Here is a 24,866-nt window from a genome sequence, read left to right as displayed (position 1 = left end):
GTGGTACGGGGCGGGCGCACACCTGTCACCGAGGAGACTTCAGCATGACCCAGGCCAACGTGCCCGCCGGCCCACGATCGACACTCGTCATCACCGCGCACGCCGGCGACTTCGTGTGGCGTGCGGGCGGCGCCATCGCTCTGGCCGCGTCCCGCGGCGAGAAGGTCACCATCGCCTGTCTGACCTTCGGTGAGCGCGGTGAGTCCGCCAAGGCGTGGCGTGAGGGCAGGAAGCTGGACGAGATCAAGGCGATACGCCGGGACGAGGCCGAGCGGGCCGCCGCCACCCTCGGCGCCGAGGTCCGCTTCTTCGACGCCGGCGACTATCCGCTCCTCGTCACCCCCGAACTGACCGACCGGCTCGTCGAGGTCTACCGCGACACCCAGCCCGACGTCGTGCTCACCCACCCCACTGAGGACCCCTACAACGGCGACCACCCGGCCGCCAACCGCATGGCCCTCGAGGCCCGCGTCCTCGCGCAGGCCATCGGCTACCCCGGCCCCGGCGAGATCATCGGCGCCCCGCCGGTCTTCTTCTTCGAGCCGCACCAGCCCGAGATGAGCGGCTTCAAGCCCGAGGTCCTCCTCGACATCACCGAGGTCTGGGACACCAAGCGCAAGGCCATGGAGTGCCTCGGCGCCCAGCAGCACCTGTGGGACTACTACACCGACCTCGCCGTCCGCCGCGGCGTCCAGCTCAAGCGCAACGCGGGCCCGAACCTGGGCCTGGCGCACAAGACCATGGCCGAGGCGTACATGCGCCCCTACCCGCAGATCGCGAAGGAGCTGGCGTGAGCGGCGTCATCGTCACCGACCCGCCGAAGGCGGAGCTGAAGGACGTCGACGCGCTGGCCGGCTACGGCGTGGCGACGGTGAGCGAGGCGATGGGCCGAACCGGCCTGCTGGGCCCGGAAGTCCGCCCGATCCAGCAGGGCGTACGCGTCGCGGGTACGGCCGTCACGGTGCTCAGCTGGCCCGGCGACAACCTCATGATCCACGCCGCCGTCGAGCAGTGCGGCGAGGGCGACATCCTGGTCGTCACCACCACCTCCCCGTGCACGGACGGCCTGTTCGGCGAGCTGTTCGCAACTGCCCTTCAGCAGCGCGGCGTTCGTGGCGTCGTGATGAACACCGGCATCCGCGACACCCAGGAACTGCGCGACATGGGCTTCGCCGCCTGGTCCCGCGCGGTCTCCTCGCAGGGCACGGTCAAGGCCACCGGTGGCTCGGTCAACGTGCCGATCGCCATCGACGGCCAGGTGATCCGCCCCGGCGACGTGATCCTCGCCGACGACGACGGTGTCGTGGTCGTCCCCAGGGAGCGCGCCCGGGAGACGGTCGAGAAGTCCGAGGCCCGCGAGGCCAAGGAGGCCGCCACCCGCGCCGCCTTCATCGACGGCCAACTCGGCCTGGACCGCTACGGACTGAGGGACACCCTCAAGCGCCTCGGCGTCGAGTACCGGACGTACGAGGAGTACGCGGGGGAGTCGTCGTGACCTCCGTGCCCGAGGAGGTGCGCTGTCTGCTGATGCGGGGCGGCACCTCCAAGGGTGCCTACTTCCTCGCCCACGACCTCCCCGCCGAACCAGCCCTGCGCGACGCCCTGTTGCTGCGCATCATGGGCAGTCCCGACGAGCGGCAGATCGACGGTCTGGGCGGCGCGCACCCGCTCACCAGCAAGGTGGCCGTCATCTCCCCGTCCGCCGATCCGCAGGCCGACGTCGACTACCTCTTCCTCCAAGTCGTCGTGGACCGGCCTGAGGTGAGCGACCGTCAGAACTGCGGGAACATCCTCGCCGGCGTCGGCCCGTTCGCCGTGGAGCGCGGACTGGTCCCGGCGGGGGAGGAGCGCACCTCCGTCCGGATCCGCATGGTCAACAGCGGTGACTACGCCACGTCAACCTTTCCCACTCCAGGCGGCAGGGTCGACTACACCGGCGACGCCGAGATCTCCGGAGTGCCAGGCAGGGCCGCTCCCGTGGTGCTCGAATTCCCGGCGGGCGCGGGGGAGTTGCTGCCCACGGGAAGCGTCCGCGACGAGATCGACGGCGTCCAGGTGACGTGCGTGGACAACGGCATGCCGACCGTGCTGATCGCCGCCACCTCGCTGAAGGTCACCGGGTACGAGTCGCCCAAGGACCTGGAGGAGGACCTGACGCTCGCCGGCCGGCTGCACCGGATCCGCCTGGGGGCGGGCCGGCTGATGGGCCTCGGCGATGTCGCGGACACCACCGTCCCCAAGCTCACCCTCCTCGCCCCGCCCCGCGACGGCGGCGCGGTCAGCACCCGCACCTTCATACCGGTGCGCTGCCACACCTCGATCGGTGTGCTCGGCGCGGCCGGCGTGGCCGCCGGGTTGCGGATCGACGGCAGCGTGGGGGCCGATCTGGCGGAGCTTTCTCCGGACACTGGCCGAATTCGCATAGAACATCCCACCGGATTCCTCGACATCGAAAGCAGCCTCCGGACCACCCCCGACGGCCTCCCCACCGCCCGCCGCACGGCCGTGGTCCGTACGGCCCGCAAGATCTTCGACGGCACCGTCTTCCCCCGGGCTGCCGTACGACCCCGAGGAGGTCACCGATGACTCCGCCGCTCGGCGACATCGCGCACATCGGCCACGCCCAGCTGTTCACCCCGGATTTGGACGCCAGCGTCGGCTTCTTCACCGACTACCTGGGCCTCACGGTCGACGGACAGGTCGGCGACACCGTCTATCTGCGGACCTTCGACGACTACGAGCACCACAGCCTGGTCCTCACGGCCCGCGAACAGCCCGGCCTCGGCCGCCTCGCCCTGCGCACCTCCAGCGAGGAGGCCCTCCATCGCCGTATCGAAGCGATCGAGGCGGCGGGAGGCACCGGCAAGTGGGTCGAGGACGAACCGGGAATCGGCCGCCTCTACGTCACGACCGACCCGGACGGCCATGACCACGCCCTGTACTGGGAGAGCGAGCACTATCAGGCCCCCGAGGAGCTCAGGCCCGCGCTGAAGAACCAGCCGCAGGCCAAACCCAACCGGGGCGTGGGCGTACGGCGCCTGGACCACGTCAACTTCCTCGCCGCCGATGTGCTCGCCAACGCCGAGTTCCAGCGACACGTCCTCGGCGCCCGGCCCACCGAGCAGATCCGGCTGGACAGCGGGAAGATCGCGGCGCGCTGGCTGACGTACACGAACAAGTCGTACGACGTCGTCTACACCTCGGACTGGACCGGCAGCGCCGGACGGCTGCACCACATCGCCTTCGCGACCGACACCCGTGAGGACATCCTGCGGGCGGCCGATCTCGCCATCGACAGCGGTGTGTTCATCGAGACGGGGCCGCACAAGCACGCCATCCAGCAGACCTTCTTCCTCTACGTCTACGAGCCGGGCGGCAACCGCATCGAGCTGTGCAACCCGCTCACGCGGCTCGTTCTCGCGCCTGACTGGCCGCTGATCACGTGGACCGAGGAGGAGCGCAAGAAGGGGCAGGCCTGGGGGCTTCAGACCATTGAGTCGTTCCACACCCACGGGACGCCACCAGTGGCCTGAGCCCGGTGCTGCCGCACCTGCTGGAGACGAAGATCGGCGCGCTGAGAACCGTGCCGCCGGCGTCGGCCGGACCTCGGGCATGGGCCGCTTCGGCGCCGTCTTCGGCCCGTGGCTCGGCGGCCGGCTGCTCGCCTCCGGCAACGGCGAGTTCGGCTTCACCGGCGGCCCTTTCGTCCTCAGGCGACGGCTTCGCGTAGGTGCCGGGCGATCAGCGCGTACGTCTCCCGCGCCTTCACGTCGTCCTTGCCGTCGTAGCCGTGGTCGGCTCCGGCCACGTCGTGGTGCCCCACCAGCGCGCCCGCGGTCCGCAGCCGGTCGGCGTAGCTCTGCGCCTCCGCCCGGAGGATGTCGTACTCGGCCGTGACGATCAGCGCCGGGGCGATGCCCTTCAGGCCGGCGGTGTCCGACGGGTGCGCGGGGGAGGCGAGGCGGTCGTGGCGCAGCCGTACGTCAGGGATGTACGAGGTGTCGAAGACGTCACCCATCCAGGGCCGCAGCATCGGCCGGGCGATGGCCGCCCGCTTGTTCCGGATGCCGGTATCGCCAGGTCGAGCGGCGGGTAGTGCAGCACCTGGAGGGCGATCTCGGGCCCGGCCTCCTCCAGTGCCTGCCGGGCCACGGCCGCCGCGAGCCCGCCGCCGGCGCTCTGCCCGCCCACGCTGAGCCGGGCCCCGTCCCAGCCCTGCTCGGCACCGTGCCCGGCGACCCAGCGGACCACCTCGTAGGCCTGCCGGGGTGGTGCCGGGAACGGGTGCTGCGGGGCGACCACGTAGTCCACGTTGACCACGACCACGCCCGCCTCCGCGGCCAGGAACCGGCACAGCGGGTCGTCCAGCTCGGTCAGCGTCATGACGTATCCGCCACCGTGGAAGTTGACGTGCACCGGAGGTGCCGCGCCTTCCGGGACGGCGGGTAGGTAGACCGTGGCCCGGGCCGGAGCCACCGACGTCGGGATCGTCAACTCCCGTACCTGGCGCGGGAATTCGGGGAAGCGGGCGTACGAGGAGGTGGCCAGGCGACCGCCGGCCAGCCGGGTCGCTCGCTGCATCGCCCTGGCCACGAGGGCGGCGATCGAAGGACGAGCCAAGAGGGGCATGGGGTCGAACTTACTTGAGTCAGGCAAGGAGAAGCTAGACCTTGGTGCGAACGCCGTCCAGGGCGATCGACAGGACCCGCTTGCGCTGCTCGGCGGAGTCGAAGGCCGTCGCCGTGATGCCCGCGACCATGCGCAGCAGATCGATGAAGTCCATGTCGGTGCGCGCCTCACCCGCCCGCTGGGCCCGTTCGAGCAGGGGGGTGCCGGCGCCGTACATCGACTCGCGGCAGGCGGCGAAGATCTCCGTCTCGTCGTTGAGCGCCTCGCGGACGGCGCGCTTGGTCACCATGTAGTCCGCGAACCGGTCGAGCCAGGCGGTCAGGGCGTCCCAGGGCTCCCGGTCGGCGACCTCCTCGGCGACCTGCACCAGCGTGTTCACCTCGTCCGCGTACACGGTCTCGAAGAGATGGCGCCTGGTGGGGAAGTTCCGGTACAGCGTGCCGATGCCGACGCCCGCCCGCCGTGCGATGTCCTCCAGCGAGGCCTCCGCCCCGTGCTCCGCGAAGGCCTCGCGGGCCGCGGCCAGCAGGGCGTCGTAGTTGCGGGCGGCGTCCTTCCGGGTGGGCCGGCGGGTCGCGACGATCTCGCTGACGGGGAACGGCTGGGCGGTCACGGACGCCTCCCGGGGCTGAAACGGAGGTGCACCTCCGTTCCGGGTTGAAGCGGAGGTATGCCTCCGCTAGAGTGGAGGCGTGCCTCCACTTTATCAGTCGAGGCGTTTCCCTGCCCTTTCCGCGACCGCTTCCCACAAGGCCCCGGCCGCACTCTGTGTTCGGAGAGGCTCTCCATGCCCCGCAAGTCCACCCGTCTCACCTTCGCGGTCCTCGCGACCGGTGCCGGCGTGTTCGCCATGTTGCAGTCGCTGATCGCGCCGGCCCTGCCGACCGTCCAGCACGCGCTGCACACCTCGCAGTCCACCGCGACCTGGGTGATGACGGCGTATCTGCTGTCCGCCTCGGTCTTCACCCCGATCCTCGGCCGCGTCGGCGACCTGATCGGCAAGAAGCGCACCCTCGTCGCCGTCCTGCTCGTCGTCCTGGCCGGCTGTCTGCTCGCGGCCCTGGCGCCGAACATCGGCATGCTGATCGTCGCCCGGGTCGTCCAGGGCGTCGGCGGCGCCCTGTTCCCGCTCTCCTTCGGCATCATCCGCGACGAGTTCGCCCCGTCCGAGGTCCCCGGCAGCATCAGCAACCTGTCCGCCGTGATCGCCGCGGGCGGTGGCGTCGGCATCGTCGCGGCCGGGCCCATCGTGTCCGCGCTCGACTACCGCTGGCTGTTCTGGATCCCCGTCGCCGTCGTCGCGGTCACCACGCTCATCGCGCTGCGCTATGTGCCGGAGTCGCCCAACCGGGCCGAGGGCAAGGTCAGTTGGCTCGGTGCCGTGCTGCTGTCGGCGTGGCTGGTGGCCCTGCTGCTGCCGCTGAGCCAGGCGGTCCAGTGGGGCTGGGGCTCGGCCCGGGTGCTCGGCCTGTTCGCGCTGGCCGTCGTCCTGTTCGTGCTGTGGCTGCTGGCCGAGGCCCGCTCCCGCTCCCCGCTGATCGACCTGCGGGTCATGCGACTGCCCGCGGTGTGGACCACCAACACCGTCGCGCTGCTCTTCGGCGCGGGCATGTACGCGCTCTGGTCCTTCCTGCCGGCCTTCGTGCAGACCCCGAGCTCGGCCGGTTACGGCTTCGGCGCGAGCGTCACGACCTCCGGACTGCTGATGCTGCCGATGCTGCTCGCGATGTTCTGCTCCGGCATCCTGAGCGGCCGACTGGCACCCGTGGTCGGCGCGAAGGCGCTGCTCACGACCGGCGCCGCGCTCGGCGCGCTGGCTCTTGGCTTCCTCGCCCTCTGGCACGCGGCCCAGTGGCAGATCGCCGTCGTCGCGGGAGTGTTCGGCCTGGGCATCGGACTGGCCTTCGCCTCGATGGCCAACCTGATCGTCGGCAGCGTGCCGCCCGAGCAGACCGGCGCCGCCACCGGCATGAACGCCAACATCCGCACCATCGGCGGCTCCATCGGCGCCGCCGTGACGAGCGTCCTGGTCACCGGCCGGCTCCAGCCCTCCGGTCTGCCCTACGGCTCCGGCTACACCCACGGCTTCACCCTGCTCGCGGTCCTGTGCCTGGCCGCCGCCCTGGCCGCCCTGCTGGTACCGGTGCGGCGGGCGGTCCGTGCGACCGGGACGGCGCCGGCGACAGGCGAACTGTCGCAGGCCGACCGGCCGACCGCCGTACGCGGCTGACGTCCGCCGCCGTCACGTCCATGCGGTAGGGTTTACCTGCGTGTTCCCGCGGTTCGCCCGGGGGAGACGCGACCGGGACGTGGCGCAGCTTGGTAGCGCACTTGACTGGGGGTCAAGGGGTCGCAGGTTCAAATCCTGTCGTCCCGACGGTGTTCATCAGCGGGTCTGCCGACTACGGCAGACCCGCTGAATGCGTTCAGACGATGCGGATGACGTCCCCCGCCCGCCGGAATCCCGACGCGCTGTAGTAGCGCGTCACCGTGCCGTCGGGAGCGGTCCTGCGGCTGTAGTGCCGCAGGAAGTCCCACAGCAGCGGTGTCTCCTCGGGTGTGGTGTTGTGCGAACGGTAGTTGTTCTTCGTGAGCCCGAGGACCGGGACGTCCGAGCCGGGGGCGTTCCACGTCCAGGTCCGGAAGCGGTCGTGCCAACCACTGAGGACACCGTCGGCGTCGCCCAGGGCCAGGCCGTCGACCTCCAGGTGGTAGCGCGCCCACGCGTCGAGCTGGTTGTCGATGTCGTCCCAGAGAGTGCCTTCGAGGAAGGCGAGGTCGCCGTAGCCGTAGATCTGGTACGTGGGGACGAGCCGACGGGCGGCGGGGTGGGCGACGCCGTCGAGGGTGATCGTGCCTGCCGCGTCGGGGGCCACGGTGAACGACGTCGAGGCGACCGCGGCGAAGTACTCCGGGAAGGCGATGGCGAAGGTCTGTGTCACCGCGCTGCCCGCAGACTGGCCGGTGGAGTAGAAGCGGGTCGGGTCCACGGGGTACTCGTCCAGCAGCACCTCGCGCAGCTGCTGGAAGAACGCGCGAGAGTCCCGGTGGCTGACCGAGACCGACGTGTTGCTGTACTGCTCGCAGACGATGACGACGATGACGCCTTCGCGCTCGGCGACGTCCCACCACTGGGCCGCGTCCATGAACACCTTGTCCGTCTGGCTGTTGCCGGGCCAGACGAAGACCACGGGGGCCTTGCCGCGCCAGATGCGGTGGGCCGAGCGGGGGACATGGACCAGGTACTCACGGACGTACCCCCCGACCGTCATCGTGCGGACCTCCACTCCGAGGCGGCGGTAGTCGGCGCGGTCGTAGAGCTGGTTGCCGTAGGCGAAGAAGTTCTCGTAGCGGGTGTAACGGGTGAGGAAGGCGACGATCCGGTCGGTCGTGACCGGGCGCCTTTGGACCGCGACCGCCGAGATCGGGCCCGCGTGCGAGGTCATCCACCGGCCGGATCCGCGGCGTTGCCGGTAGACCGTGCCGAGTGCGCCGTCCCGCTCGCCGGTGGCCACGGTGTCGTTCGCGTGCTTCCAGTACGACAGACTCGCGCCGACGGACCTCTCGTCCGGGCGGACGTACCAGGTCGGCAGCACCACTTCGTCGTGGCGGATGAGCCGGAAACCCTCGGGGAAGACCACGGTGGTGTAGGTGGGCGCGGTGGTGCCGTCGAACTCGACACCGGCGTAGGAGTCCAGATAAGTGCCGGGAAGGCCAGGGGAGTTCAGGTACACCTGGGCGATGACCCGCAGCGGGTGGGCGACCGCCCAGGCTTCGAGGGCGGGGGCGCCGGTGCCGTAGCCGACGACATAGTGCTCGCCGAAGATCGAGAAATAGCGGTTGGACTCGAAGAAGGCCATCGCCGCCTCGACGTAGGCGAGTTCGGACTCCGCGTCCGACCAGCCGCCGGCACCCGGTTCGAGGACGTACAGGGCCTCCTCGCGTTCGTCGGCGATGTCGCGCCAGCCCGAACGCCGGAGGAAATCACCGGTGTTGACGCCGTCGGGAACCGCGATCACCGTGAAGTAGGAGCGGATCGGGGTCTCGGGAGAGAGGTAGACCTTTGCGGTGCGGGGCGTGCCGCCGATGTCGAAGGTCTTCTCCCAGTAACCGGTCATCTCCCGGGGAAGTTTGTTCGCGCGGCTGTAGTCGTACGCGGGGAACGGTCGGCCGTCGAGGGGCCGGGCCTGTTCCGGTTCCGCTCCGACGGCGGGTGTCGCCATGCCCAAGGTCATCGCGGACGCGGCCGCGCCGCACAGGAGTTGGCGTCTGGTAGCGGTCATGAAGGCGGCCTCCTTGCCTGCCCATGTACCTACTGATCAGCGGGGGATGCTCGAGTTCGCGGCCGTGTTGACGGCGGCGTCGCCGTCTTCCGGCGTCAGCCATCGCTCACGGACGAGGCGCTGTGTCTCCTGCATGAACGCCCGGGCGTAGTACCCGTGGTCGGGGTACAGGGCGGTCAACTGCCCGGTGGTGAACGGCACTCGATGACCTTGCAGTCGGCAGGAGTCCGGGGTGGTGGTGGGGTGGTAGGTGGCGATCGGCACGTCCAGCCAGGGTGAGCGGACTCCGCCGAGGGCGTTGCCGTGCTCGTCGACGACCGTCCTGCCGTCGCCGTCCACCTGGATGCGCGGCGCGTGCGGGGGCGCGGTGCCGTGCCGGGCCCAGGCGTCGAGGTTCACCTGCATGGCGTTGAAGAGGTAGTGCTCGGGGAAGTCCGTGCTCAGGCCGGGGCCGGTGCAGCTGTTGTAGTAGTTGGCGGTGAACCCGGCCTTCTTCAGGTCCTCGGGCGACGGCTGGAAGCTCGCCGTGTACGAGTACGAGTGCGCGCTGCCGGGGACCTCGTAGAGCCGGTACCTGTCCTCCCGCGTGTCCGCGTCGGGGCGTCGGGAGTAGCCGCCGTCCCAGAAGAAGTCGGTCTCCGTCTGGACCCGGATCACCGGCTCCCGGGTCGGCCGCGGGATGTTGCGGGGATCGGCGAGCGGGATCTCGGCGGAGCACTTGCCGAGCGGGCGGGGCGGGATCACGGCGGCGACGAGGAAACCGTCGTAGACCCTCGCTTTGGGGTGGATCGCGTTGAGGTAGCGCACGAGATAACTGCCGGACTGCGAATAGCCGGTGGCGTACACCTTCTCGACGTCCAGGCCGCGCAGGGGGTTGTCGCGGCCGTGGCTCTTCAGGGCGGCGCCGACCTGGCTGAAGATGTCCCAGATCAGGCCGCCGTCGGTGGCCGCCGAGGAGTTCAGCGCGGTGCCGGTGCAGCGCTCGGCGGCGGGGCGGGGGTCGGCCCAGGAGAGGTCGGCGTAGCGCTGCGGGTCGTAACGCTTCAGTGCCTCGACGGTGTTGGGGGCGCTGGTGACACCGACGTAGGCGTCGCCGTCGCGCAGGTACTGGTCGTGCGAGGTGAACCACATGCGGTTCAGGTCCCAGCCGCTGGTCATGTTGAGGATCTCGGTGACCACGCTGCCGCTGAACTTCTTCGGATCGGCGGGGCGGCGGACGACGATGCGGTTCGTGTACGGCGCGTTCGACGCGGTCACGACGACGTTGCCGTTCGCGTCGTAGTCGTACAGGTTCGCCGTGCCCTTCAGGAAGAACTCCTGCTCCACGTAGCCGTGTGCGGCCAGGTCCACCGGGGTCGCGTCGAACGGTCGTGAGGACGCCGTGACCGGGAGGGGGCCGGTCAGTGACGGTACGGGGACCCTCGGGGCGGCGGGGGCGGCCGACGACTGCTGGAACGCGACGCTGCTGGACGCCAGCAGCAGGGTCAGGAGGAGCGTGCGGATACGGCGTGGGGCCGTGAGCCGTCTGTGGGCCATGGCGCTCCCCTGTCTGTCCTGAGGCGGCGGGCGGACGAGCGGCGGACGAACGCAAGTTATGTACGTACTAGATGGTTAATTAGGGATGCTGTGTGAAGCCTGTGGCTCTGTCAAGGGGTTGGCCGGCCGCGGTCATCGCCAGGTGGCTGCGGCCGGCCAACTCCCCGGGAGCTACGCGGCGGTGCCGCCCGCGTAGTCGCCGGCGAACGTGGTCTCGATGGTGGTGGCCACGGGCTGGGCCACCCCGGTGCCCGTGAGGATGATGCCCAACTCCCGGTTGTTGCTCAGTGAGTTGCTGCTGATGTTCATGGAGCCCGCCTCCACCGCCTGGGTGGACAGCCCGTAGTCGGCGACCATCGCCTTGGCGTGGATGTAGAAGCCGTTGGGGTCGGAGTATCCGACGACGGTGCCGCCCGCCGCCTTGATCGCGGAGACTTGGGTGGCGTAGCCGGACGGGCTCTCCAGGACGACCCGGACGGCCACGCCCGCCTGCGCCCTGGCCACCAGGGCGTCGACCACCGCGCTGTCGCTCAGTTCCAGCTCCTCGACGTCCAGGGTCTTGGTGGCGCCGTCGATCAGGGACAGCAGTCGGTTGCGGGAGTCGGTCGGCGACCACAGGAGGTGGTCGCCGTCGGTGGGGGTGATCGCGGTACCGGCGTAGTCCGCGGCGAACACCTTCTCGATCGCGGCGACGTCACGGCTGTCGTCGTCGAACACGCCGTAGTCACGGCCGGTCGCGTAGTACTGCGAGGTGAGGTTGCCCGTGAGGATGAGCGACTTGGTGCCGTCCACGGTGATCGTCTTCTGGTGGGTGTAGACGAACGAGGAGGACGACCACACGACTCCCGCGCCCGCGGCCGTCAGGGCGTCGTACGCCGACTGGTTGGCCGACTTGTGCGCGCCGTCCAGCACCACCCGTACGGTGACGCCCTTGTTCTCCAGGGCTATGAGGTCGTCGACGGCCGTGGTGTCCTCCAGCTCGTACATCGTCATGTCGAGGGAGGTGGCGGCCGAGTTGATGAAGTCGTAGATGGCGGGCTGGGTGCCGCTCCGGGAGAAGGCGAAGGCGGAGTAGCTCGCGGCGTTCGCGGGGACGGCCGTGGCGACGACCGCGGCGCCGGCGGTCAGGGTGACACCCGCGCGGCAGAGGAACTTCCACAACATGCGTGACTCCTGGTCGAGTTGGTGCCCAGGTGGGGGAGTGGGCGGATGCAGGACACCACGCGCGTAGAACGTCGAGGAAGAGAAGGCCGGTAAACGCGGGGTTACCGGCCCGTCGTACAGCTGGGCAAAGGGGACTTCGCCCAGGTGGGAGGGGGTTCATGTACTTCCCGTGAGATCGCAAAGACTTCGTAGGCGCCAAGTTGCGCAGGTGCCTCAGCGCATCCCCAGCCGTTCCCGATGGCGCGGCAGCGGCCCTGCGTTCGCCAGCACGGCGGCGCAGCCGGCGTCGGCCGCGCAGGCGCTCTCCGGACTCTGCGGCGACAGCAGGGTGTTGTCGGTGAACTCGAGGTCGTGCGGGTCCCCGCAGCCCTCGTCGGGGTGCTCCTTGTCGGCCGGGGGCCAGGCTCCGGGGAAGTCCCGCCGCTCCAGCCATGAGGGCACCGCGTCGTCCCAGAAGTTGCCGCGGTAGCGGACGTTGCGCACCGGGCGGTCGCCCCACTCCTCGCTGCATCCGCCGATGGCGGCGACATAGTCGTAGACCGCGTTGCCGTCCACGGTGGTCCAGTTGGTGCTGTCGTCGGTGTAGATGCCGACGTTCCACTCGCCGTACCTGCTGCTCGTCACCGCGTTGCCGCTGATGACGGCGCCGTCGGCGAATGAGGTGCCCTGTTCGCCCCGAAGGTAGATGCCGCCGCCGTCGGCCAGGAGCCGGTTCGTCGCGAAGACGCGGTTGTTCAGGATGCGATTGCCGTGCATGATGCCGCGCAGGTCGTCGGCGGGGCCGGACAGGATGCCGGTGTAGGGCACGTGGTCGACCTGGTTGTGCGCGATGGTGGTGTCCTGGGTGGCGGTGTCCCAGACGGCGGAGGCGGAGTGGTACTCCGCGCCGACGTGGTGGATCCAGTTGTTGGTGATCCGGTTGCCGCGGTTGGTGCCCGTCTGGTCCGGCGGGACCACTCCCAGCAGGATGCCGCCGTCGGAGACGTCGGCGATGACGTTTCCGTCGACGGTGTTGTACGAGCTGTTCCGCGACAACTCCACTGCCTGGGCGCCGAGATGGGTGAACCGGTTGCCCTCCAGGGTGATCCGCTCGGCGGTACGGAAGGCGACCGTGCCGGGCACCGTGAGCAGCTTCGCGTCCTCGCCCTTGCCGGGCCGCAGATACATGCTCCACGCGGAGGGGAACCCCGCGGGCTCGCTGGGCGTCAGCCAGGTGGCGTACGCGAAGGTCAGGCCCCGGAAGCCGATGTCGTGCAGGGGGCGGCCCGGTCGGCCGGTGCCGGTGACCAGGTTCTCCAGGACCGGGGCGATCGCCTCGGCGCGGCCCATGTCCTGACCGGGACGCGGGAAGTAGAGCAGCTCGTGGTGACCGGGGCGGGAGCGGTCGAGGTACCAGCTGCCGGGCTCGGCCTCGAAGCTGGGGGAGTTCTCGACGGCCGTCGGTGACGTGAGCAACTCCGGTCCTCCGTACAGGGCTTGGGCCAGATCCCAGCACGGCTGGTCCATCGTGATGGCGGTGCCGGAGACGCCGGCGACTCCGCAGCGGCCCTCGACATAGCCGCCGCGGTACACGAACTCGATGTCGGCGGGGTTCTTCCAGCTCCGCGGAACGGTGCTCGTGGTGACGTAGCCGCTCTTCGTCACCTTCAACGTGCCCTCGAAGCCGGCGCCCTCACGGGTGAGCCGCTCGGCGCGGCGCCCGTCGACGTAGAACTGCCGGGTCTCCAGACCGCCCACGTCCGCGCGCCAGAACCCGCGCAGCCGAGGGTCCGGCCGCCAGCCGGAGATCCGCCGGCCGCCGCTGAGGGTGACCCGCTCCTGCCGAGCGGTCCCGTAGCCGTACGCCTGGTAGATCACCCCGGAGTCGCCCGCGGCCTCCGACAGCCGCAGCGGCTCCTTGAGGGTGTACGTCCCTCCGCGCAGGTTCACCACCAGGCCGGACGTCCGCTCCGGCGCCCGGGCGCGTGCGGCCTGTTGGGCGCGTGCCGGGGTGGCGAAGGGGCGGTCCAGGGTGCCGGGCCAGGAGTCCTTGCCCCATGGGGCGACGTACAACTGCGGTACGGGTGCGGGCTGTTCGGCCGACGCCGTGACCGGCAGGGCCGTCATCGCCAGTGCCACCGCGGTCAGTGCGACCGCGTTCCTCCGATTGCGCGAGATCACCATGCTTCCCCCTGGGTGGTCGGGTGTCTCCACCCTGGGGGAAGCAGGAGATGGCGGGCATCGGGCGATCGTCGACGGAACCGCCATCCTCGGACGGACGGGTGGCTACCAAAGTAGGCAGACCCCGGCCACGCCTGTCAGGCGTACGGGTCGAACGCGATGCCCGACGGCTTCGAGGCGGCGAGGTGGTACGGGAAGTCGCCGTCGTCGATCTTGAGCGTCGCGGAGCCGAAGTCCGCGCCGATCAGCTTGTCGCGGTAGCCGGCCGGATAGCCGTTCCAGCCGACGAGCCGGGGGAAGAACCAGTTGCCGGTGGCGTTCTCCGCCGGTTCGTCGTTGCCGTTGGCGAAGCGGAAGCAGTGGGTCGAGACACCGTCCTTGTGGTAGACGATCTTCGGGTGGGTGCCGTCGAAACGGATCGCCGAGCGGGCGGCCACCTGGTAGCTGTTGTGCTGGGACACCGACACGTACTGGACCTGGTCGTTGTTGATCCACACCACGACGTGCTCCCAGTCGTGCCGGTGCCCGATGGCCGCCGGGCCGAGCGTCGCCTGGTCCTTCTCGAAGTAGCTGGCGTACATGACGGCGCACCAGCCGTTGTTGCACTTCGCCCGCGAGTAGGTGTTGGCGTTGGCCAGCTGGGCGGGGTCGTGGCACTTGCCGTTGACGGCGCCGCCGAGCTTGAGGCCGGGGTTGAGGGTGCCGTCGGCGCCGATCGCCGCGGTGGCGTAGCAGCCGTCGCCGTCGTAGTCGTACGCGGGTGAGAAGGTCTGCTCCAGTCCGTCGGCGTTCTGCGGCAGCAGGGTCAGGACGTCCGCGTGGGCGGTCGCCGGGACCGCCATGACGAGCGTCAGCGCGCCGACAGCGCCGAGGAGCGCTTGTGCGAGGGATGTCGACTTGGGCATCGGGCCGCCTTGTCAGCAGTAGAGGTTGGCGCCCGGCGTGACGCCGAGGATCGAGGTGAACCGGTTGTAGGCGTCGACGCGGCTCTGCACCTGCGCCGGGTTCCTGCCGTCGCACTCCAGGGAGCCGTTGATGCTGCGGATCGTCTGTCCGAAGCCGGCCTGGTTGACCATGGCGTTGTGCGGGGTCATCGTGCCGGGGCCGGACTGGGTGTTCCAGTACCACAGGCCCGTCTTCCAGGCCACGGTCGAGTCGTTCTGCACCAGCCAGGGGTTGCCCAGCAGATCGATGCCGAGTGCGTCGCCCGCGGCCTTGTAGTTGAAGTTCCAGCTGAGCTGGATCGGTCCGCGGCCGTAGTAGGCGGCCTGGCCGGCCGGGCAGCCGTACGGGCGGCTCCAGTCGCAGTACGTCGGGTAGTTGGCGGTGTTCTGCTCGACGATGTGGACCAGCCCGCCGGTCTCGTGGTTGACGTTGGCCAGGAACGCGGCGGCCTCCTGCTTCTTCACCGTGTCGCTGCCGGTGCCCGCGAAGCCGGGGTAGGCGCTGAGGGCCGCGGTCAGGCCGCCGTAGGTGTAGAAGGAATTCCGGTTCGGGAACATCTGGTTGAACTGGGCCTCGGAGACGACGAACCCGGACGGGTTGGTGCCGCCGCCGCTCGCGGGCGCGTTCCACTTCTGGTTCGCGCCGCCGGAGCAGGTCCAGATCTGGAGCCGGGTGCCGTTGGCGCTGTTGTTCTCCCGGACGTCCAGGCACTTGTTCGCGGCCGGATTGACGATGTCACGCGCCGCGGTGACCACCCACTGCTGGTTGGCGCCGCCCGAGCAGTCCCACAGCTGGACCGCCGCGCCGTCGGCGGTGCCGCGGTCGACGACGTCCAGACACTTGCCGAGCGCGCGCAGGGTTCCGTCACCGGAGTTGGACCAGATCTGGGCACCTGTTCCGTTGCAGTCGTAGAGCTGTACGGCGGTGCCGTTGGCGCTGCTCGCGCCCGCGACGTCGACGCACTTGCCCGCGAGGCCGGATATCGAGCCGGAGGCGGCCTGGGCGGGAGTCGCGGTGAGCAGGGCGGTGAGGACGGCGGAGAGTGCGGCGAGGACCGTGAGCCGGGTACGGGACCGTATGCGGTCGGAGAAGGGCATGGCTGAGGACGCTCCTGGAGTGTGTCGGGGGGTGAGTGCGTCACACGTGGCGTTGCTGACCCGTGAAGCTAAAGGTATGGACCACGCCCGTCAAGGGTTGAAGTAAGTATTGAAGTAAGCGAGTTGGAGCTTCTGGCCAGGCGGTGTACCCGACGTTCGTCCCGTGTTGGCGCCCCCGCCATAGAATGTCCCTACTGTGCGCGCCATGAGAAGACTTTCGATCATGGTCACCGCCGCGGCGCTGACCATGGGCCTTGCCTCGCCCGCGGTGGCCGACCGGGAGCACACCGGGTTCGGACAGGCCACGCTGACCGGTTTCGCCGCCCTGCCGGCCCAGACCTTCGTGCCCGGCAGCGAGCCGTCCGGCTCCGCCATCGGCGCGGGCCCGTTCAACGGCATCACACCGCCCTTCGCCGACCAGCCCGTGCAGGGCTTCAGCGGGGTCGTGAACCGGCACGACGGCACCTTCGACGCGCTGTCCGACAACGGCTACGGGAACAAGGCCAACAGCGCCGACTTCCTGCTCCGCGTCCACCGGATCAAGCCGGACACCCGCACCGGGAAGGTCACCGTCGTCGGCGGGTTCAACCTCAGCGACCCGGACCACCATGTGCCGTTCGCGCTGACGCGGGCCGACCGGGTGCTCACCGGTGCGGACTTCGACGTCGAGTCGATCGTGCGGGCTGCCGACGGGACGCTGTGGCTGGGCGACGAGTTCGGCCCGTACCTGCTGCACTTCTCCGCCAAGGGCCGCCTGCTGGAGGCCCCGATCGCGCTCGACGGCGTGCGGGCCCCCGAGTACTCCGCCCAGCCCACGATCGCGAGCAGCAAGGGCTTCGAGGGCATGGTCCGCGGCGTCGACGGCCGCCACCTCTACCCGCTCCTGGAAGGCACGGTGACCGGCGACACCCCCGGCGACCTGCGCTTCAGCGAGTTCGACCTGCGTAAGCGCGCCTACACCGGCAAGCGCTTCGTCTACCGCCTGGAGTCCACCGCCAACGCCATCGGCGACGCCATCGCCGTCGACAAGCACCGCTTCCTGGTCGTGGAGCGCGACGGCGGGCAGGGCGACACCGCCAAGTTCAAGAGGGTCTACCTCGTCGACACCCGGGACCGCGACGGCGACGGGCTGGTCGACAAGACCCTGGTGGCCGACCTGCTGGACCTCGCCAACCCCAAGGGCCTGGGCGGCTTCGGTACGACGTTCCGCTTCCCGTTCCAGACGATCGAGGACCTGTCCCTCCTCGACGACCGGACGCTGGCCGTGCTCAACGACAACAACTTCCCGTTCTCCTCGGGCCGTACGGCAGGCCAGGCGGACAACAACGAGTTCATCACCATCCGCCTCACCTCGCCGCTGCACGCCGACAAGCGGGCCTTCCACTGACCGGTCAGGTGAGTTTCCGGCAGTAGAGCGCGTCCGGCGTACGGGACGAGCCCACCCGGCCCGTGTACGCGATCCCGGCCGCGTACTCGTCGTCCGCGCACTGGCCCTTGTACCGGCCGTACGCGAAGTCGCCGCCCCTGGGCCCCGTGCCCCTGTTGTCGCCCCGGTCGAACCAGACGGTACGACCGCTCGTACCGAGCCTCCCGGCCGGGGCGGCCGCGCACAGTGCCGCGGAGACGGCGGCACCGCGGACGCTGTACCCGGTCAGGAACTGCCCCTCGGCGCACTGGAGTTTGGTGTACCCGGACGCCCAGTCCCGGCCCGGCACCACATGCCGCTCGTCCACGACCACCTCGTGTCCGCCCGCCGGATCCCACAAGGCACCGGCGGACACGTCCGAGCACAGCCCGCGGTTGCCGGTGTGGCTCAGCCCGAGCAGTCGCTGTCCGTCGGGGCAGGCGGCCTTGCGGGCGCCGGAGTCCCAGTCGGGCAGCGCCCGCATCCGCCGTGACGCGACGAAGTCGCCGTGGTCGGGGCTGAGTTGGGACCAGTCCGGTACGGGGGCCACCGCCCCGGTCCGGCCGTCGGCCTCGATGAGCCGGGTCCAGGCGGCGGCCCGCCAGTCGTCACCGTCGTACACGCCCATACGGCGGCCCGCCGCGTCCCAGTGCAGCAGGGCCCAGCCGTTGCCCTCGCGGCCCTCGTGCCGGCCGACCAGCGGCCAGTAGGCGAAGTCGGCGTCGGTGCGCACGAGTTGGTCGACGAAGTTCTCGAACCAGGCCCGCTGCTTCGCGCCGGTCTCGTCGCGTCCGCCGACGCCGAACTCGCTGATCCAGACGGGGGCGGTGAAGTGCCGGTCCTGCTCCGCCGTCACGAAGAAGGCCTGGCGGTTCAGGGTGTCGATCAGTTCGGCGGGACTCAGGTCGCGGTAGCGGGGGTCGGTGGTCTCGCCCGTGCCGGTGGCGCCGCTGTGGTTCGGGCCGGTGTAGTCGTAGAAGTGCGCCGAGTACACGAGCTTGCCGGAGTCGACGAGCGTGTGCGACAGCCTGCGCGCCGGCTCCAGGGTGGGGCGTTCGTGGGCGAATCCGTCGACGGGGATGCCGGTCCAGTTGATGCCCTCGACGATGATCAGGAGGTCCGGATTCGCCTCCGTGAGGATGCGGTCGCCCACGCGCTGCGAGGCGGCGAACCAGTCGTGGTCGTCACCGAGGCCCCAGTTGGGGTCGTCCCAGACATTGCGACGGACCTCGTTGTAGAGATCGGCGCCGACGACCCGCTCGTTGTCCCGGTAGCGGCGGGCCATGAACAGCCAGTCGCTCTCCCAGGCCGCGGTGGACTGACTCGCGTTCCAGCGTTCGTTGCCGTCGACGCCGCAGCACCAACGGGTCGTGTTGGTGTGGTTGTTGAGGATCACGGCGAGGCCGGACGCGGTGAGTTCGGCCACCACGGCGTCGTAGACCTGGAGCGGTGTGCTGCCGCGCAGGGCGGGGTTGGCGGCGACGGACCCGTCCGTGACCGGGCGGGTGTCGTGGATCATCTCGTTGGAGAAGGGCAGGCGGACGCTGTTGATCCCGATCTCCTGGAAACCGGCGATGATCTCGGCCATGGGCGCGCGGTCCAGGCCGAGCGGCATCCGGCCGGAGTTCTCCCCGGCGTGGTGGTTCGCGTCGTCCTCCGTGCTGCCCGATCCGTTCCACGTGCCGCTGGCGCCGTGCCAGTTGCCCGAGCGCAGCTTGAAGCGGTCGCCGTCGGCGTCCACGATCCAGCGGCCCCGGGTGCTCAGGGGAGCGGTCCACCCCGGTGTGGCCGCCGCTGCCTCGGGGGCGGTCGTCAGCGGTGTCACCAGGAGCGCGGCGGCCAGTGCGGCCCTGACGAGGAATCCGAGCATGGCCACCATCCCGAGGAACGTAGTGACGCCGGTATTGTCATGGCAGCGTCATCATGGAGGGTGGGGTGGCATTGGTCCAGTCCTGGAGCGCCGCCGGTCGCCGCCCCGGTGGGTTCCGGCCGGTTGGCGTGTGCGCACCCATGCCGCAAGCGCGGCTTACGAGGGCATGATGGCGTCGACCGTGCTCCCCATGAACGGAGGCACACATGGACATCGGAATCGGCCTGCCCAACACGGTGCCCGGCACCGATCCCCAGCCCCTTCTCGACTGGGCCCGGCGGGCGGAAGAGGCCGGATTCAGCACCCTCGGCACCATCGGACGGCTGGTGTACGGCGGTTACGAGGAACTGATCGCCCTCACCGCCGCGGCCGCGGTGACCAGCCGGATACGGCTCACCACCAGTGTGCTGCTGGCGCCGCTCTACACGAACTCCGCGCTGCTCGCGAAGCAGGCCGCCTCGCTGGAGCGGATATCCGGCGGCCGCTTCGTCCTCGGCGTGGGGCTCGGCGGCCGGGACGACGACTACGCGGCCAGTGGCGTGTCCACCAAGGGCAGAGGCCGGCGCCTGGACGAGCAGCTCACCGAGATGAAGCGCGTCTGGGCCGGCGAGGAGTACGGATTCGCCGGGGCGATCGGGCCACGCCCCGGGCGCGAGGGCGGCCCCGAACTCATTCTGGGCGGCTCCACGGAGGCGAGCTTCCGGCGCGTCGCCGAGTTCGCCGACGGCTGGATCATGGGCGGGGGTTCGCCGGACACGTTCGCCCAGGCCGCGGCCGGGGTCGACGCCGCCTGGCAGAAGGCCGGGCGCGCGGGCACGCCGCGCAAGCTGTCGCTGGCCTACTTCGGGCTGGGCCCGGACGCCCGAGCCCAGGCGGACGCCTATCTGCTCGACTACTACGGCTTCCTCGGCGACTTCGCCCAGCAGATCGCGGGCAGCGCCGCGGTGAGCGCGCAGATGGTGAGGTCCTACGTCGACGCGTTCGCGGCCGGCGGCTGCGACGAACTCATCTTCGTCCCCACCGGCTCGGGGCTCGACCAGATCGACCTGCTCGCCGAGGCGGTCGCCTGAGTCAGAGCAGGACGGTCATCCGCACGGACACGTCGTCGCCGGCCGCGATGCTCTGCGGCTTGCGCACGGCGTTCTTGAGCGGCAGCAGATAGCAGCCGTCCTTGGGGAAGAGCGAGGTCGTGAAGGTGGTCGCGCCGATGCGCGCCTCGACGGGGATCACTCCCCAGCCGTAGGTGGCCATCGCGGCCACCTCGCGGATGTCCGCGGACTCCTCGTCCGGTACGGGGAGGAAGTAGTAGGGCGCCGGACCACGCCATTCGACGACGCGGCTGGTGAAGGAGAGCTCCATGCGGTCATTGTCCGCTCTGGAGTTCTCGGTGCAGCCGCCGCGTCCAGGGGTGGTCCCCGCCGAACACGCGCGTGAAGACGGGCAGGAGCCCGGCGAGTCGGGTGTCCCCGGCCGGCGCGTCCCGGTGGTGCCGGGTCAGCCGGCCCACGTGGAAGGCGTTGAGAAGGGTGTGCGGGTGTTCGTGCCCCAGGGCGGCGGTGCGGTCCTCAAGGAGGGTGGTGAACTGGCGCAGCGATTCCCGGGGTTCGCCCTCGGCCTCGGTCCAGCCCGCGATGTTGTGGCGTACGGCGAGGGTGTGCGGATGGGCCGGACCGTTGACCCGGTGCTCGTCGTCGAGGAGGGCGCGGCACTCGGCCAGGGCTCGGGCGCGGGCACCCTGGGCCGCCGTCCAGTAGGCCGTGTTGTGGCGGGTCAGGAGGGTTTCCGAAGCCTGCGGGCCCACAATCCGTTCGGTGTCGTGGTGGAGCTCGGCGTACCGCCGCGCCGCGTCCTGGGCGTCGCCCGTCTCTCCGGTCCAGCGGGCGAGGTCGTCGCGCAGCAGGCGCAGGGCCCGGTGGTCGTGGTCGTCCAGCCGCTCCCGGTACACGTCCAGCAGGTCCTGGGTCTGCTGTCTGGCCTGCGGTGCCCGGCCGCACACGCCCGTCCAGTACGCGACACCGTGCCGTACGACGAGGGTGAACCAGGCGTCGTCCCCGAGCCGGGTGCGGCAGTCCGCCTCCAGCCCGGTGAGCAGCCGTAACGCGGCGGCGGCGTTGCCCGTGGCGCCGATCGTGGACGCGTTCAGATGGCGCTCGCGCAGCAATGCCATGGAGCCCGCCCCCGCCTGGATCGTCGGCCGCGCTCCCAGAGTAGCCAGCGTCGCCGCACCCCAGAAGACGGACGTCCGTACCGGCATCGGTGACCGCCTCGTGGACGCCCTCTTGACGTCGATGCGCGGCCGATCGACACTCCAGATGGGAATCCTAGTGAACAGGTAGGGAAACATGGGGCGCCTTGAGTCGGCAGTGGGCCGAGTGAGCCGTACCTCTCGGCTGTCGCCTCTTCTGACCTCCCGCCGCCACATCGACCTGCAGCGCGTCTGCAGCGCGATCCGCCGGCTCGGCTGAGCCCGCCCGTCCCCGCGCCCCTGCCGCCGCGCACCGGCGCACCCCCCTGTCCTGGCCCGACGTCGCTTCCGCCGCGCGTACGTCCGCGCGCCCACACCCGGGGAGATCCATGTCCGTCACACCGCTCGCTCCTGCCGCGACCGCGCAGTCCACCGCCGCGTTCCGGGGCCGGATCGGCCGGGACGCGCGCAGCGGGCACTACGCCGTGCCGCGCCGCTACCGGCTGCATCTGTCACCCGCCTGTCCCGACGGACTGCGCATCGCCGTCGTCCACGGGCTGCTCGGCCTCGACGACGCCTGTCCCGTGACGTTCCTCGACGCGATCCCCGACTGTCCCGACGGGGGCCACAGCGCGCTGCGCCCGCTCTACGAGGCCAGCGCGCACCGCTACACGGGCGCCGCCGTCGGGCCGGTGCTCAGCGACGACTGGTCGGGCCGCATCGTCAGCACCCATGCCCCGGACATCACGCGCGACCTCGCCCGGCGCTTCGGCGGCGACCGTGCGGCGCTGTACCCGTGCGGCGCGGAGTCGGAGACCGAGGCGGTGGAGCGGCTGTGCGCCCAGGGCATCGAGCAGGCCGCACAGGAGGCGGGCACGGCGGGCACCGACCCGGACGCGCGTGCCGCGGCGCTGGACAAGCTGCTGGAGACGCTGGCCTCGCTGGAGCGCTGGCTCGACGGACGCGAGTATCTGATCCGGGATCAGATCACCGCCGCAGACGTCGAGTTGTGGGTCACGCTGGTCCAACTCGACACCGTGCACCGCCACCACCTGGACGCCTCCGCCGTGCAGCGGATCGCCGCCCACCCCGCCCTGTGGGCGTACGCCCGCCGGCTGGCCGCGCACCCCGCCTTCGGCGCGCACCTCGACCTCGACGGCATCGCCCGTCGCCACCATGCCCACTGCCGCGGCCTGGAGGCCGCCGGTGCGGCCGTGCAGATCCTCGACTGGGCCGCGCACACTGCCCACGTGGTGGACCGGCATTGACATCCGTTCGGGCAGATGTCTTAACTTACGCCCCAGAACGGTCATGAGCGTCAGCGACAAGCCCTGGCTAGCTGACCGGCAACCCTCGCTCCGCGGTGGGGTGCCCCAGGTGACGACCGGACCGACACACATCGGTAAGCGCGAGGGCCCCACGGGCCGGAAGACACGGTGACGGACATGTACGCAGCTGCCAGGACGGCCACCCGCCGCGCCTCGCGCTGCGTACGGCCGTACGCGAACCTTCTCGTCGCCGACCGGGCCGTCGACCTCCTGCGCGTGAACAGCGCACTGTGTACCGCACCGGGCCGAGCCCGCTGTCGGGGCTGACGTCCCCCTCCGCAGCCCCAGCGTTCCCGACGAACACCGCCCGCGCGGTGTGCCGTTGTCCGCCCAGCCCCCGGTTCCCGTGCGTCCCCGTGTGCCACGACCTGCCGTAGCAGAGCCGTCGTAGCCACGTCCCGTGCGCCCGTGTCCGGGGGATCCGATCCCGCCGGAGCCCCTCATGAGCGAACCCCCAGGCACCGCCGTCTCCGTAACGGAGGCGCCGCAGACTTCTGACATCCCGTCAAAGCCACTGACAGCACAGCGAGTTCTGCCGCTGCGGCGGCCCGGACGCTGGATCGCCACCGCCGTCGTCCTGGTCCTCGCGGCCCAGTTCGTGCACGGCCTGGTGTCCAACCCCTTCTACCAGTGGGACCGGTTCGCCTACTGGTTCCTGCGGCCGACGATCCTCGACGGACTGCTCATCACCCTCGAAGTCACCGCCTACAGCGCGGTGCTGGGCCTTCTGGGCGGCATCCTGCTCGCCCTCGCCCGGCTGTCGTCGAGCCCGGTCCTGCGCGCGGTCAGCTGGACCTACATCTGGGCCCTGCGCTCCATACCCCTGATCGTGGTCCTGCTGTTCCTCTACAACTTCAGCGCCCTGTACCAGACGCTCAGCCTGGGCGTCCCCTTCGGACCGGCGTTCTTCACCTTCGACGAGTCACGGCTCGCCACCGACATGGCCGTCGCCGTCATCGGCCTCAGCCTCAACGAGGCTGCCTACGCGGCCGAGGTCGTGCGCGGCGGCATCCTCTCCGTCGACCAGGGCCAACACGAGGCGGCCGCCGCGCTCGGCCTGCCGAAGCGCTACCAGTTCCGCAGGATCGTCTTCCCGCAGGCGCTGCGCTCCATCACCCCGAACTACGTCAACCAGCTCATCGGCCTCATCAAGGCCACCTCGCTGGTCTTCTACGTGTCCCTGCTCGACCTGTTCGGCACCGCGCAGACGATGGGCTCCACCTACCCCGGCGACATCGTGCCGCTGCTGCTGGTCGTCACCGTCTGGTACCTGATCCTCACCAGCGTCGTCTCCGTCATCCAGTTCTATGTCGAGCGGTACTACGCCCGGGGCGCCACCCGCAGCCTGCCGCCGACGCCGTTGCAGAAACTGCGGTCCGGTCTCACCGACCTGCGGGCCCGCATCCGCAGGGAGGCCGCCGTATGACCACCACCGAGACCGTCAAGGCCGCGCCGGCCGCAGTCGAGGTGCACGACGTGCACAAGTGGTACGGCGCCCACCGGGTCCTGGACGGCGTCGACCTGACCGTGCGGCCCGGCGAGGTCACCGTCATCCTCGGCCCGTCCGGATCCGGTAAGTCCACCCTGCTCCGGGTCATCAATCACCTGGAGAAGCCGGAGATCGGCTATGTCAGCGTCAGCGGCGAGCTGATCGGCGTACGACGCCAGGGCGAGCGTCTCAAGGAGCTGAGCGAGCGTGCCATCCTCACCCAGCGAAGCCGCATCGGGTTCGTCTTCCAGAACTTCAACCTCTTCCCGCATCTGACCGTGCTGGAGAACGTCGCGGCGGCCCCGGTGGCGACCGGCAAGCTCGACAAGGCACAGGCCCAGGAACTCGCGCGCGAACTCCTGGACCGGGTGGGACTCGCCGACAAGGCGGACGCCTACCCGCGGCAGCTCTCCGGCGGACAGCAGCAACGCGTGGCCATCGCCCGCGCCCTCGCGCTGCGGCCCGGCGTCATCCTCTTCGACGAGCCCACCTCCGCCCTCGACCCCGAACTGGTCGGCGAGGTCCTCGCCGTCATCAAGGACCTGGCGAAGAGCGGCACCACCCTGGTGATCGTCACCCACGAGATCGGCTTCGCCCGCGAGATCGCCGACCGGGTCGTCTTCATGGACGACGGAAGGATCGTCGAACAGGGACCGCCCGCCGAGGTCCTGGACCAGCCGCGGCACGAGCGGACCCGGGACTTCCTCAGCAAGGTGCTCTGACACCGCCCTCGACTTCCCCCCACGGCAGCACCCTCACCATCTCTCCCAGTGAC

23 protein-coding genes, 1 tRNA gene, 1 pseudogene and 1 riboswitch are annotated in these 24,866 nt (G+C 70.4%); of the genes and pseudogenes, 13 read left to right on the top strand and 12 right to left on the bottom strand.

All coding sequences use genetic code 11. The annotated features are described in order from the left end of the window. The first annotated feature begins 44 nt into the window (after nt 1-44). The 5 genes and pseudogenes from ACFY0U_RS18205 to ACFY0U_RS18185 form a co-directional block, all read left to right on the top strand. Nucleotides 45-794 carry a PIG-L deacetylase family protein gene (locus ACFY0U_RS18205; RefSeq protein WP_388636402.1) on the top strand — a complete coding sequence of 250 codons (750 nt, stop codon included), beginning with the start codon at nt 45-47 and terminating at the stop codon, nt 792-794. Beyond that, nucleotides 791-1,495 carry a 4-carboxy-4-hydroxy-2-oxoadipate aldolase/oxaloacetate decarboxylase gene (locus ACFY0U_RS18200; protein ID WP_388636400.1) on the top strand — a complete coding sequence of 235 codons (705 nt, stop codon included), beginning with the start codon at nt 791-793 and terminating at the stop codon, nt 1,493-1,495. Before ACFY0U_RS18205 ends, ACFY0U_RS18200 begins: the two co-directional genes overlap by 4 nt. A gap of 32 nt (nt 1,496-1,527) precedes the next feature. After that, nucleotides 1,528-2,586, top strand: coding sequence for a 4-oxalomesaconate tautomerase (locus ACFY0U_RS18195; RefSeq protein ID WP_388637185.1), 1,059 nt, complete (start codon nt 1,528-1,530; stop codon nt 2,584-2,586). After that, entirely contained in the window at nt 2,583-3,533 is a 951-nt protein-coding gene (locus ACFY0U_RS18190) for a catechol 2,3-dioxygenase (protein ID WP_388636398.1), read from the top strand. Before ACFY0U_RS18195 ends, ACFY0U_RS18190 begins: the two co-directional genes overlap by 4 nt. A 43-nt stretch (nt 3,534-3,576) precedes the next feature. Beyond that, nucleotides 3,577-3,693 (top strand): annotated as a pseudogene (locus tag ACFY0U_RS18185) (MFS transporter); the annotation flags it as partial. A 16-nt stretch (nt 3,694-3,709) separates the two neighbouring features. Here ACFY0U_RS18185 and ACFY0U_RS18180 read toward each other — a convergent pair. Genes ACFY0U_RS18180 through ACFY0U_RS18170 form a run of 3 tightly spaced genes read right to left on the bottom strand, consistent with a single transcriptional unit; the run spans nt 3,710 to nt 5,242 of the window. Then, nucleotides 3,710-4,018 (bottom strand): alpha/beta hydrolase fold domain-containing protein, encoded by a 309-nt coding sequence (locus ACFY0U_RS18180; RefSeq protein ID WP_388636396.1) that lies wholly within the window; start codon nt 4,016-4,018, stop codon nt 3,710-3,712. Beyond that, nucleotides 3,922-4,629, bottom strand: a complete 708-nt coding sequence (locus ACFY0U_RS18175) for an alpha/beta hydrolase (RefSeq protein ID WP_388636394.1) — start codon at nt 4,627-4,629, stop codon at nt 3,922-3,924. Before ACFY0U_RS18175 ends, ACFY0U_RS18180 begins: the two co-directional genes overlap by 97 nt. 34 nt (nt 4,630-4,663) lie before the next feature. Beyond that, nucleotides 4,664-5,242, bottom strand: coding sequence for a TetR/AcrR family transcriptional regulator (locus ACFY0U_RS18170; RefSeq protein ID WP_388636392.1), 579 nt, complete (start codon nt 5,240-5,242; stop codon nt 4,664-4,666). A 174-nt stretch (nt 5,243-5,416) separates the two neighbouring features. On the opposite strand from ACFY0U_RS18170, the gene ACFY0U_RS18165 reads away from it, so the two are divergent. Continuing rightward, on the top strand, nt 5,417-6,859 hold the full coding sequence (locus tag ACFY0U_RS18165) for an MFS transporter (RefSeq protein ID WP_388636390.1): 1,443 nt from the start codon (nt 5,417-5,419) through the stop codon (nt 6,857-6,859). A gap of 73 nt (nt 6,860-6,932) precedes the next feature. Then, nucleotides 6,933-7,006: transfer RNA gene (locus ACFY0U_RS18160), tRNA-Pro, on the top strand. A 49-nt stretch (nt 7,007-7,055) separates the two neighbouring features. On the opposite strand, the gene ACFY0U_RS18155 is transcribed toward ACFY0U_RS18160, so the two are convergent. The 6 genes from ACFY0U_RS18155 to ACFY0U_RS18130 all read right to left on the bottom strand — a co-directional run bounded on the left by ACFY0U_RS18155 (nt 7,056) and on the right by ACFY0U_RS18130 (nt 15,814). Beyond that, nucleotides 7,056-8,912 carry a hypothetical protein gene (locus ACFY0U_RS18155; protein WP_388636388.1) on the bottom strand — a complete coding sequence of 619 codons (1,857 nt, stop codon included), beginning with the start codon at nt 8,910-8,912 and terminating at the stop codon, nt 7,056-7,058. 36 nt (nt 8,913-8,948) lie between these two features. After that, nucleotides 8,949-10,448 carry an alpha/beta hydrolase domain-containing protein gene (locus ACFY0U_RS18150; protein WP_388636386.1) on the bottom strand — a complete coding sequence of 500 codons (1,500 nt, stop codon included), beginning with the start codon at nt 10,446-10,448 and terminating at the stop codon, nt 8,949-8,951. A gap of 171 nt (nt 10,449-10,619) precedes the next feature. Then, nucleotides 10,620-11,612 carry a phospholipase D-like domain-containing protein gene (locus tag ACFY0U_RS18145; protein ID WP_388636384.1) on the bottom strand — a complete coding sequence of 331 codons (993 nt, stop codon included), beginning with the start codon at nt 11,610-11,612 and terminating at the stop codon, nt 10,620-10,622. A 213-nt stretch (nt 11,613-11,825) separates the two neighbouring features. Beyond that, nucleotides 11,826-13,775, bottom strand: coding sequence for a right-handed parallel beta-helix repeat-containing protein (locus tag ACFY0U_RS18140; RefSeq protein WP_388636382.1), 1,950 nt, complete (start codon nt 13,773-13,775; stop codon nt 11,826-11,828). A gap of 134 nt (nt 13,776-13,909) precedes the next feature. Continuing rightward, on the bottom strand, nt 13,910-14,677 hold the full coding sequence (locus ACFY0U_RS18135) for an NPP1 family protein (protein ID WP_388636380.1): 768 nt from the start codon (nt 14,675-14,677) through the stop codon (nt 13,910-13,912). A 12-nt stretch (nt 14,678-14,689) separates the two neighbouring features. Beyond that, the gene (locus tag ACFY0U_RS18130) at nt 14,690-15,814 is read right to left on the bottom strand and encodes a glycoside hydrolase family 19 protein (protein WP_388636378.1); all 1,125 of its coding nucleotides are present in this window, start codon (nt 15,812-15,814) and stop codon (nt 14,690-14,692) included. 205 nt (nt 15,815-16,019) lie between these two features. Between ACFY0U_RS18130 and ACFY0U_RS18125 the strand changes: the two genes are divergently transcribed. Next, nucleotides 16,020-17,201, top strand: coding sequence for an esterase-like activity of phytase family protein (locus tag ACFY0U_RS18125; protein ID WP_388636376.1), 1,182 nt, complete (start codon nt 16,020-16,022; stop codon nt 17,199-17,201). Nucleotides 17,202-17,205: 4 nt separating this feature from the next. Here the strand turns inward: ACFY0U_RS18125 and ACFY0U_RS18120 are convergent, their stop codons facing one another. Beyond that, on the bottom strand, nt 17,206-19,089 hold the full coding sequence (locus ACFY0U_RS18120) for a glycoside hydrolase family 5 protein (protein ID WP_388637183.1): 1,884 nt from the start codon (nt 19,087-19,089) through the stop codon (nt 17,206-17,208). A gap of 206 nt (nt 19,090-19,295) precedes the next feature. Here ACFY0U_RS18120 and ACFY0U_RS18115 point away from each other — a divergent pair, with 206 nt between their 5' ends. Beyond that, complete coding sequence (locus ACFY0U_RS18115; RefSeq protein WP_388636374.1) at nt 19,296-20,159, top strand: LLM class flavin-dependent oxidoreductase; 864 nt, start codon at nt 19,296-19,298, stop codon at nt 20,157-20,159. 1 nt (nt 20,160) lies between these two features. On the opposite strand, the gene ACFY0U_RS18110 is transcribed toward ACFY0U_RS18115, so the two are convergent. After that, nucleotides 20,161-20,448, bottom strand: coding sequence for a DUF1905 domain-containing protein (locus ACFY0U_RS18110; protein WP_388636372.1), 288 nt, complete (start codon nt 20,446-20,448; stop codon nt 20,161-20,163). 4 nt (nt 20,449-20,452) lie between these two features. After that, nucleotides 20,453-21,343, bottom strand: coding sequence for a hypothetical protein (locus tag ACFY0U_RS18105; RefSeq protein WP_388636370.1), 891 nt, complete (start codon nt 21,341-21,343; stop codon nt 20,453-20,455). Between the two features lie 88 nt (nt 21,344-21,431). On the opposite strand from ACFY0U_RS18105, the gene ACFY0U_RS18100 reads away from it, so the two are divergent. The 4 genes from ACFY0U_RS18100 to ACFY0U_RS18085 all read left to right on the top strand — a co-directional run bounded on the left by ACFY0U_RS18100 (nt 21,432) and on the right by ACFY0U_RS18085 (nt 24,813). Continuing rightward, nucleotides 21,432-21,554 (top strand): putative leader peptide, encoded by a 123-nt coding sequence (locus ACFY0U_RS18100; RefSeq protein WP_388636368.1) that lies wholly within the window; start codon nt 21,432-21,434, stop codon nt 21,552-21,554. A gap of 109 nt (nt 21,555-21,663) precedes the next feature. Further along, nucleotides 21,664-22,542, top strand: coding sequence for a glutathione S-transferase C-terminal domain-containing protein (locus ACFY0U_RS18095; RefSeq protein WP_388636366.1), 879 nt, complete (start codon nt 21,664-21,666; stop codon nt 22,540-22,542). Nucleotides 22,543-22,581: 39 nt separating this feature from the next. Beyond that, nucleotides 22,582-22,689, top strand: a riboswitch (SAM riboswitch). A 355-nt stretch (nt 22,690-23,044) separates the two neighbouring features. Beyond that, nucleotides 23,045-24,028, top strand: coding sequence for an amino acid ABC transporter permease (locus ACFY0U_RS18090; protein WP_388636364.1), 984 nt, complete (start codon nt 23,045-23,047; stop codon nt 24,026-24,028). Continuing rightward, a complete protein-coding gene (locus ACFY0U_RS18085; protein ID WP_388636362.1) occupies nt 24,025-24,813 on the top strand; it encodes an amino acid ABC transporter ATP-binding protein in 789 nt (262 codons plus the stop codon). Before ACFY0U_RS18090 ends, ACFY0U_RS18085 begins: the two co-directional genes overlap by 4 nt. The last annotated feature ends 53 nt before the right edge of the window (nt 24,814-24,866 follow it).

Origin of the sequence: Streptomyces sp. NPDC001536, from assembly GCF_042894505.1 — a bacterium.
In the GTDB taxonomy this organism is placed as follows: Bacteria; Actinomycetota; Actinomycetes; order Streptomycetales; family Streptomycetaceae; genus Streptomyces.
The sequence above is the reverse complement of the archived record's forward strand: the minus strand, read 5'-3'. Positions and strand labels throughout refer to the sequence as shown.

Coding starts and splice junctions, on each gene's coding strand:
- ACFY0U_RS18145 (WP_388636384.1), bottom strand. CDS start 11,612: ATGTTGTGGAAGTTCCTCTGCCGCGCGGGTGTCACCCTGACCGCCGGC.
- ACFY0U_RS18175 (WP_388636394.1), bottom strand. CDS start 4,629: ATGCCCCTCTTGGCTCGTCCTTCGATCGCCGCCCTCGTGGCCAGGGCG.
- ACFY0U_RS18155 (WP_388636388.1), bottom strand. CDS start 8,912: ATGACCGCTACCAGACGCCAACTCCTGTGCGGCGCGGCCGCGTCCGCG.
- ACFY0U_RS18090 (WP_388636364.1), top strand. CDS start 23,045: ATGAGCGAACCCCCAGGCACCGCCGTCTCCGTAACGGAGGCGCCGCAG.
- ACFY0U_RS18165 (WP_388636390.1), top strand. CDS start 5,417: ATGCCCCGCAAGTCCACCCGTCTCACCTTCGCGGTCCTCGCGACCGGT.
- ACFY0U_RS18195 (WP_388637185.1), top strand. CDS start 1,528: ATGCGGGGCGGCACCTCCAAGGGTGCCTACTTCCTCGCCCACGACCTC.
- ACFY0U_RS18105 (WP_388636370.1), bottom strand. CDS start 21,343: ATGCCGGTACGGACGTCCGTCTTCTGGGGTGCGGCGACGCTGGCTACT.
- ACFY0U_RS18140 (WP_388636382.1), bottom strand. CDS start 13,775: ATGGTGATCTCGCGCAATCGGAGGAACGCGGTCGCACTGACCGCGGTG.
- ACFY0U_RS18100 (WP_388636368.1), top strand. CDS start 21,432: ATGGGGCGCCTTGAGTCGGCAGTGGGCCGAGTGAGCCGTACCTCTCGG.
- ACFY0U_RS18135 (WP_388636380.1), bottom strand. CDS start 14,677: ATGCCCAAGTCGACATCCCTCGCACAAGCGCTCCTCGGCGCTGTCGGC.
- ACFY0U_RS18120 (WP_388637183.1), bottom strand. CDS start 19,089: ATGCTCGGATTCCTCGTCAGGGCCGCACTGGCCGCCGCGCTCCTGGTG.
- ACFY0U_RS18190 (WP_388636398.1), top strand. CDS start 2,583: ATGACTCCGCCGCTCGGCGACATCGCGCACATCGGCCACGCCCAGCTG.
- ACFY0U_RS18110 (WP_388636372.1), bottom strand. CDS start 20,448: ATGGAGCTCTCCTTCACCAGCCGCGTCGTCGAATGGCGTGGTCCGGCG.
- ACFY0U_RS18150 (WP_388636386.1), bottom strand. CDS start 10,448: ATGGCCCACAGACGGCTCACGGCCCCACGCCGTATCCGCACGCTCCTC.
- ACFY0U_RS18180 (WP_388636396.1), bottom strand. CDS start 4,018: ATGGGTGACGTCTTCGACACCTCGTACATCCCTGACGTACGGCTGCGC.
- ACFY0U_RS18085 (WP_388636362.1), top strand. CDS start 24,025: ATGACCACCACCGAGACCGTCAAGGCCGCGCCGGCCGCAGTCGAGGTG.
- ACFY0U_RS18130 (WP_388636378.1), bottom strand. CDS start 15,814: ATGCCCTTCTCCGACCGCATACGGTCCCGTACCCGGCTCACGGTCCTC.
- ACFY0U_RS18205 (WP_388636402.1), top strand. CDS start 45: ATGACCCAGGCCAACGTGCCCGCCGGCCCACGATCGACACTCGTCATC.
- ACFY0U_RS18095 (WP_388636366.1), top strand. CDS start 21,664: ATGTCCGTCACACCGCTCGCTCCTGCCGCGACCGCGCAGTCCACCGCC.
- ACFY0U_RS18125 (WP_388636376.1), top strand. CDS start 16,020: ATGAGAAGACTTTCGATCATGGTCACCGCCGCGGCGCTGACCATGGGC.
- ACFY0U_RS18115 (WP_388636374.1), top strand. CDS start 19,296: ATGGACATCGGAATCGGCCTGCCCAACACGGTGCCCGGCACCGATCCC.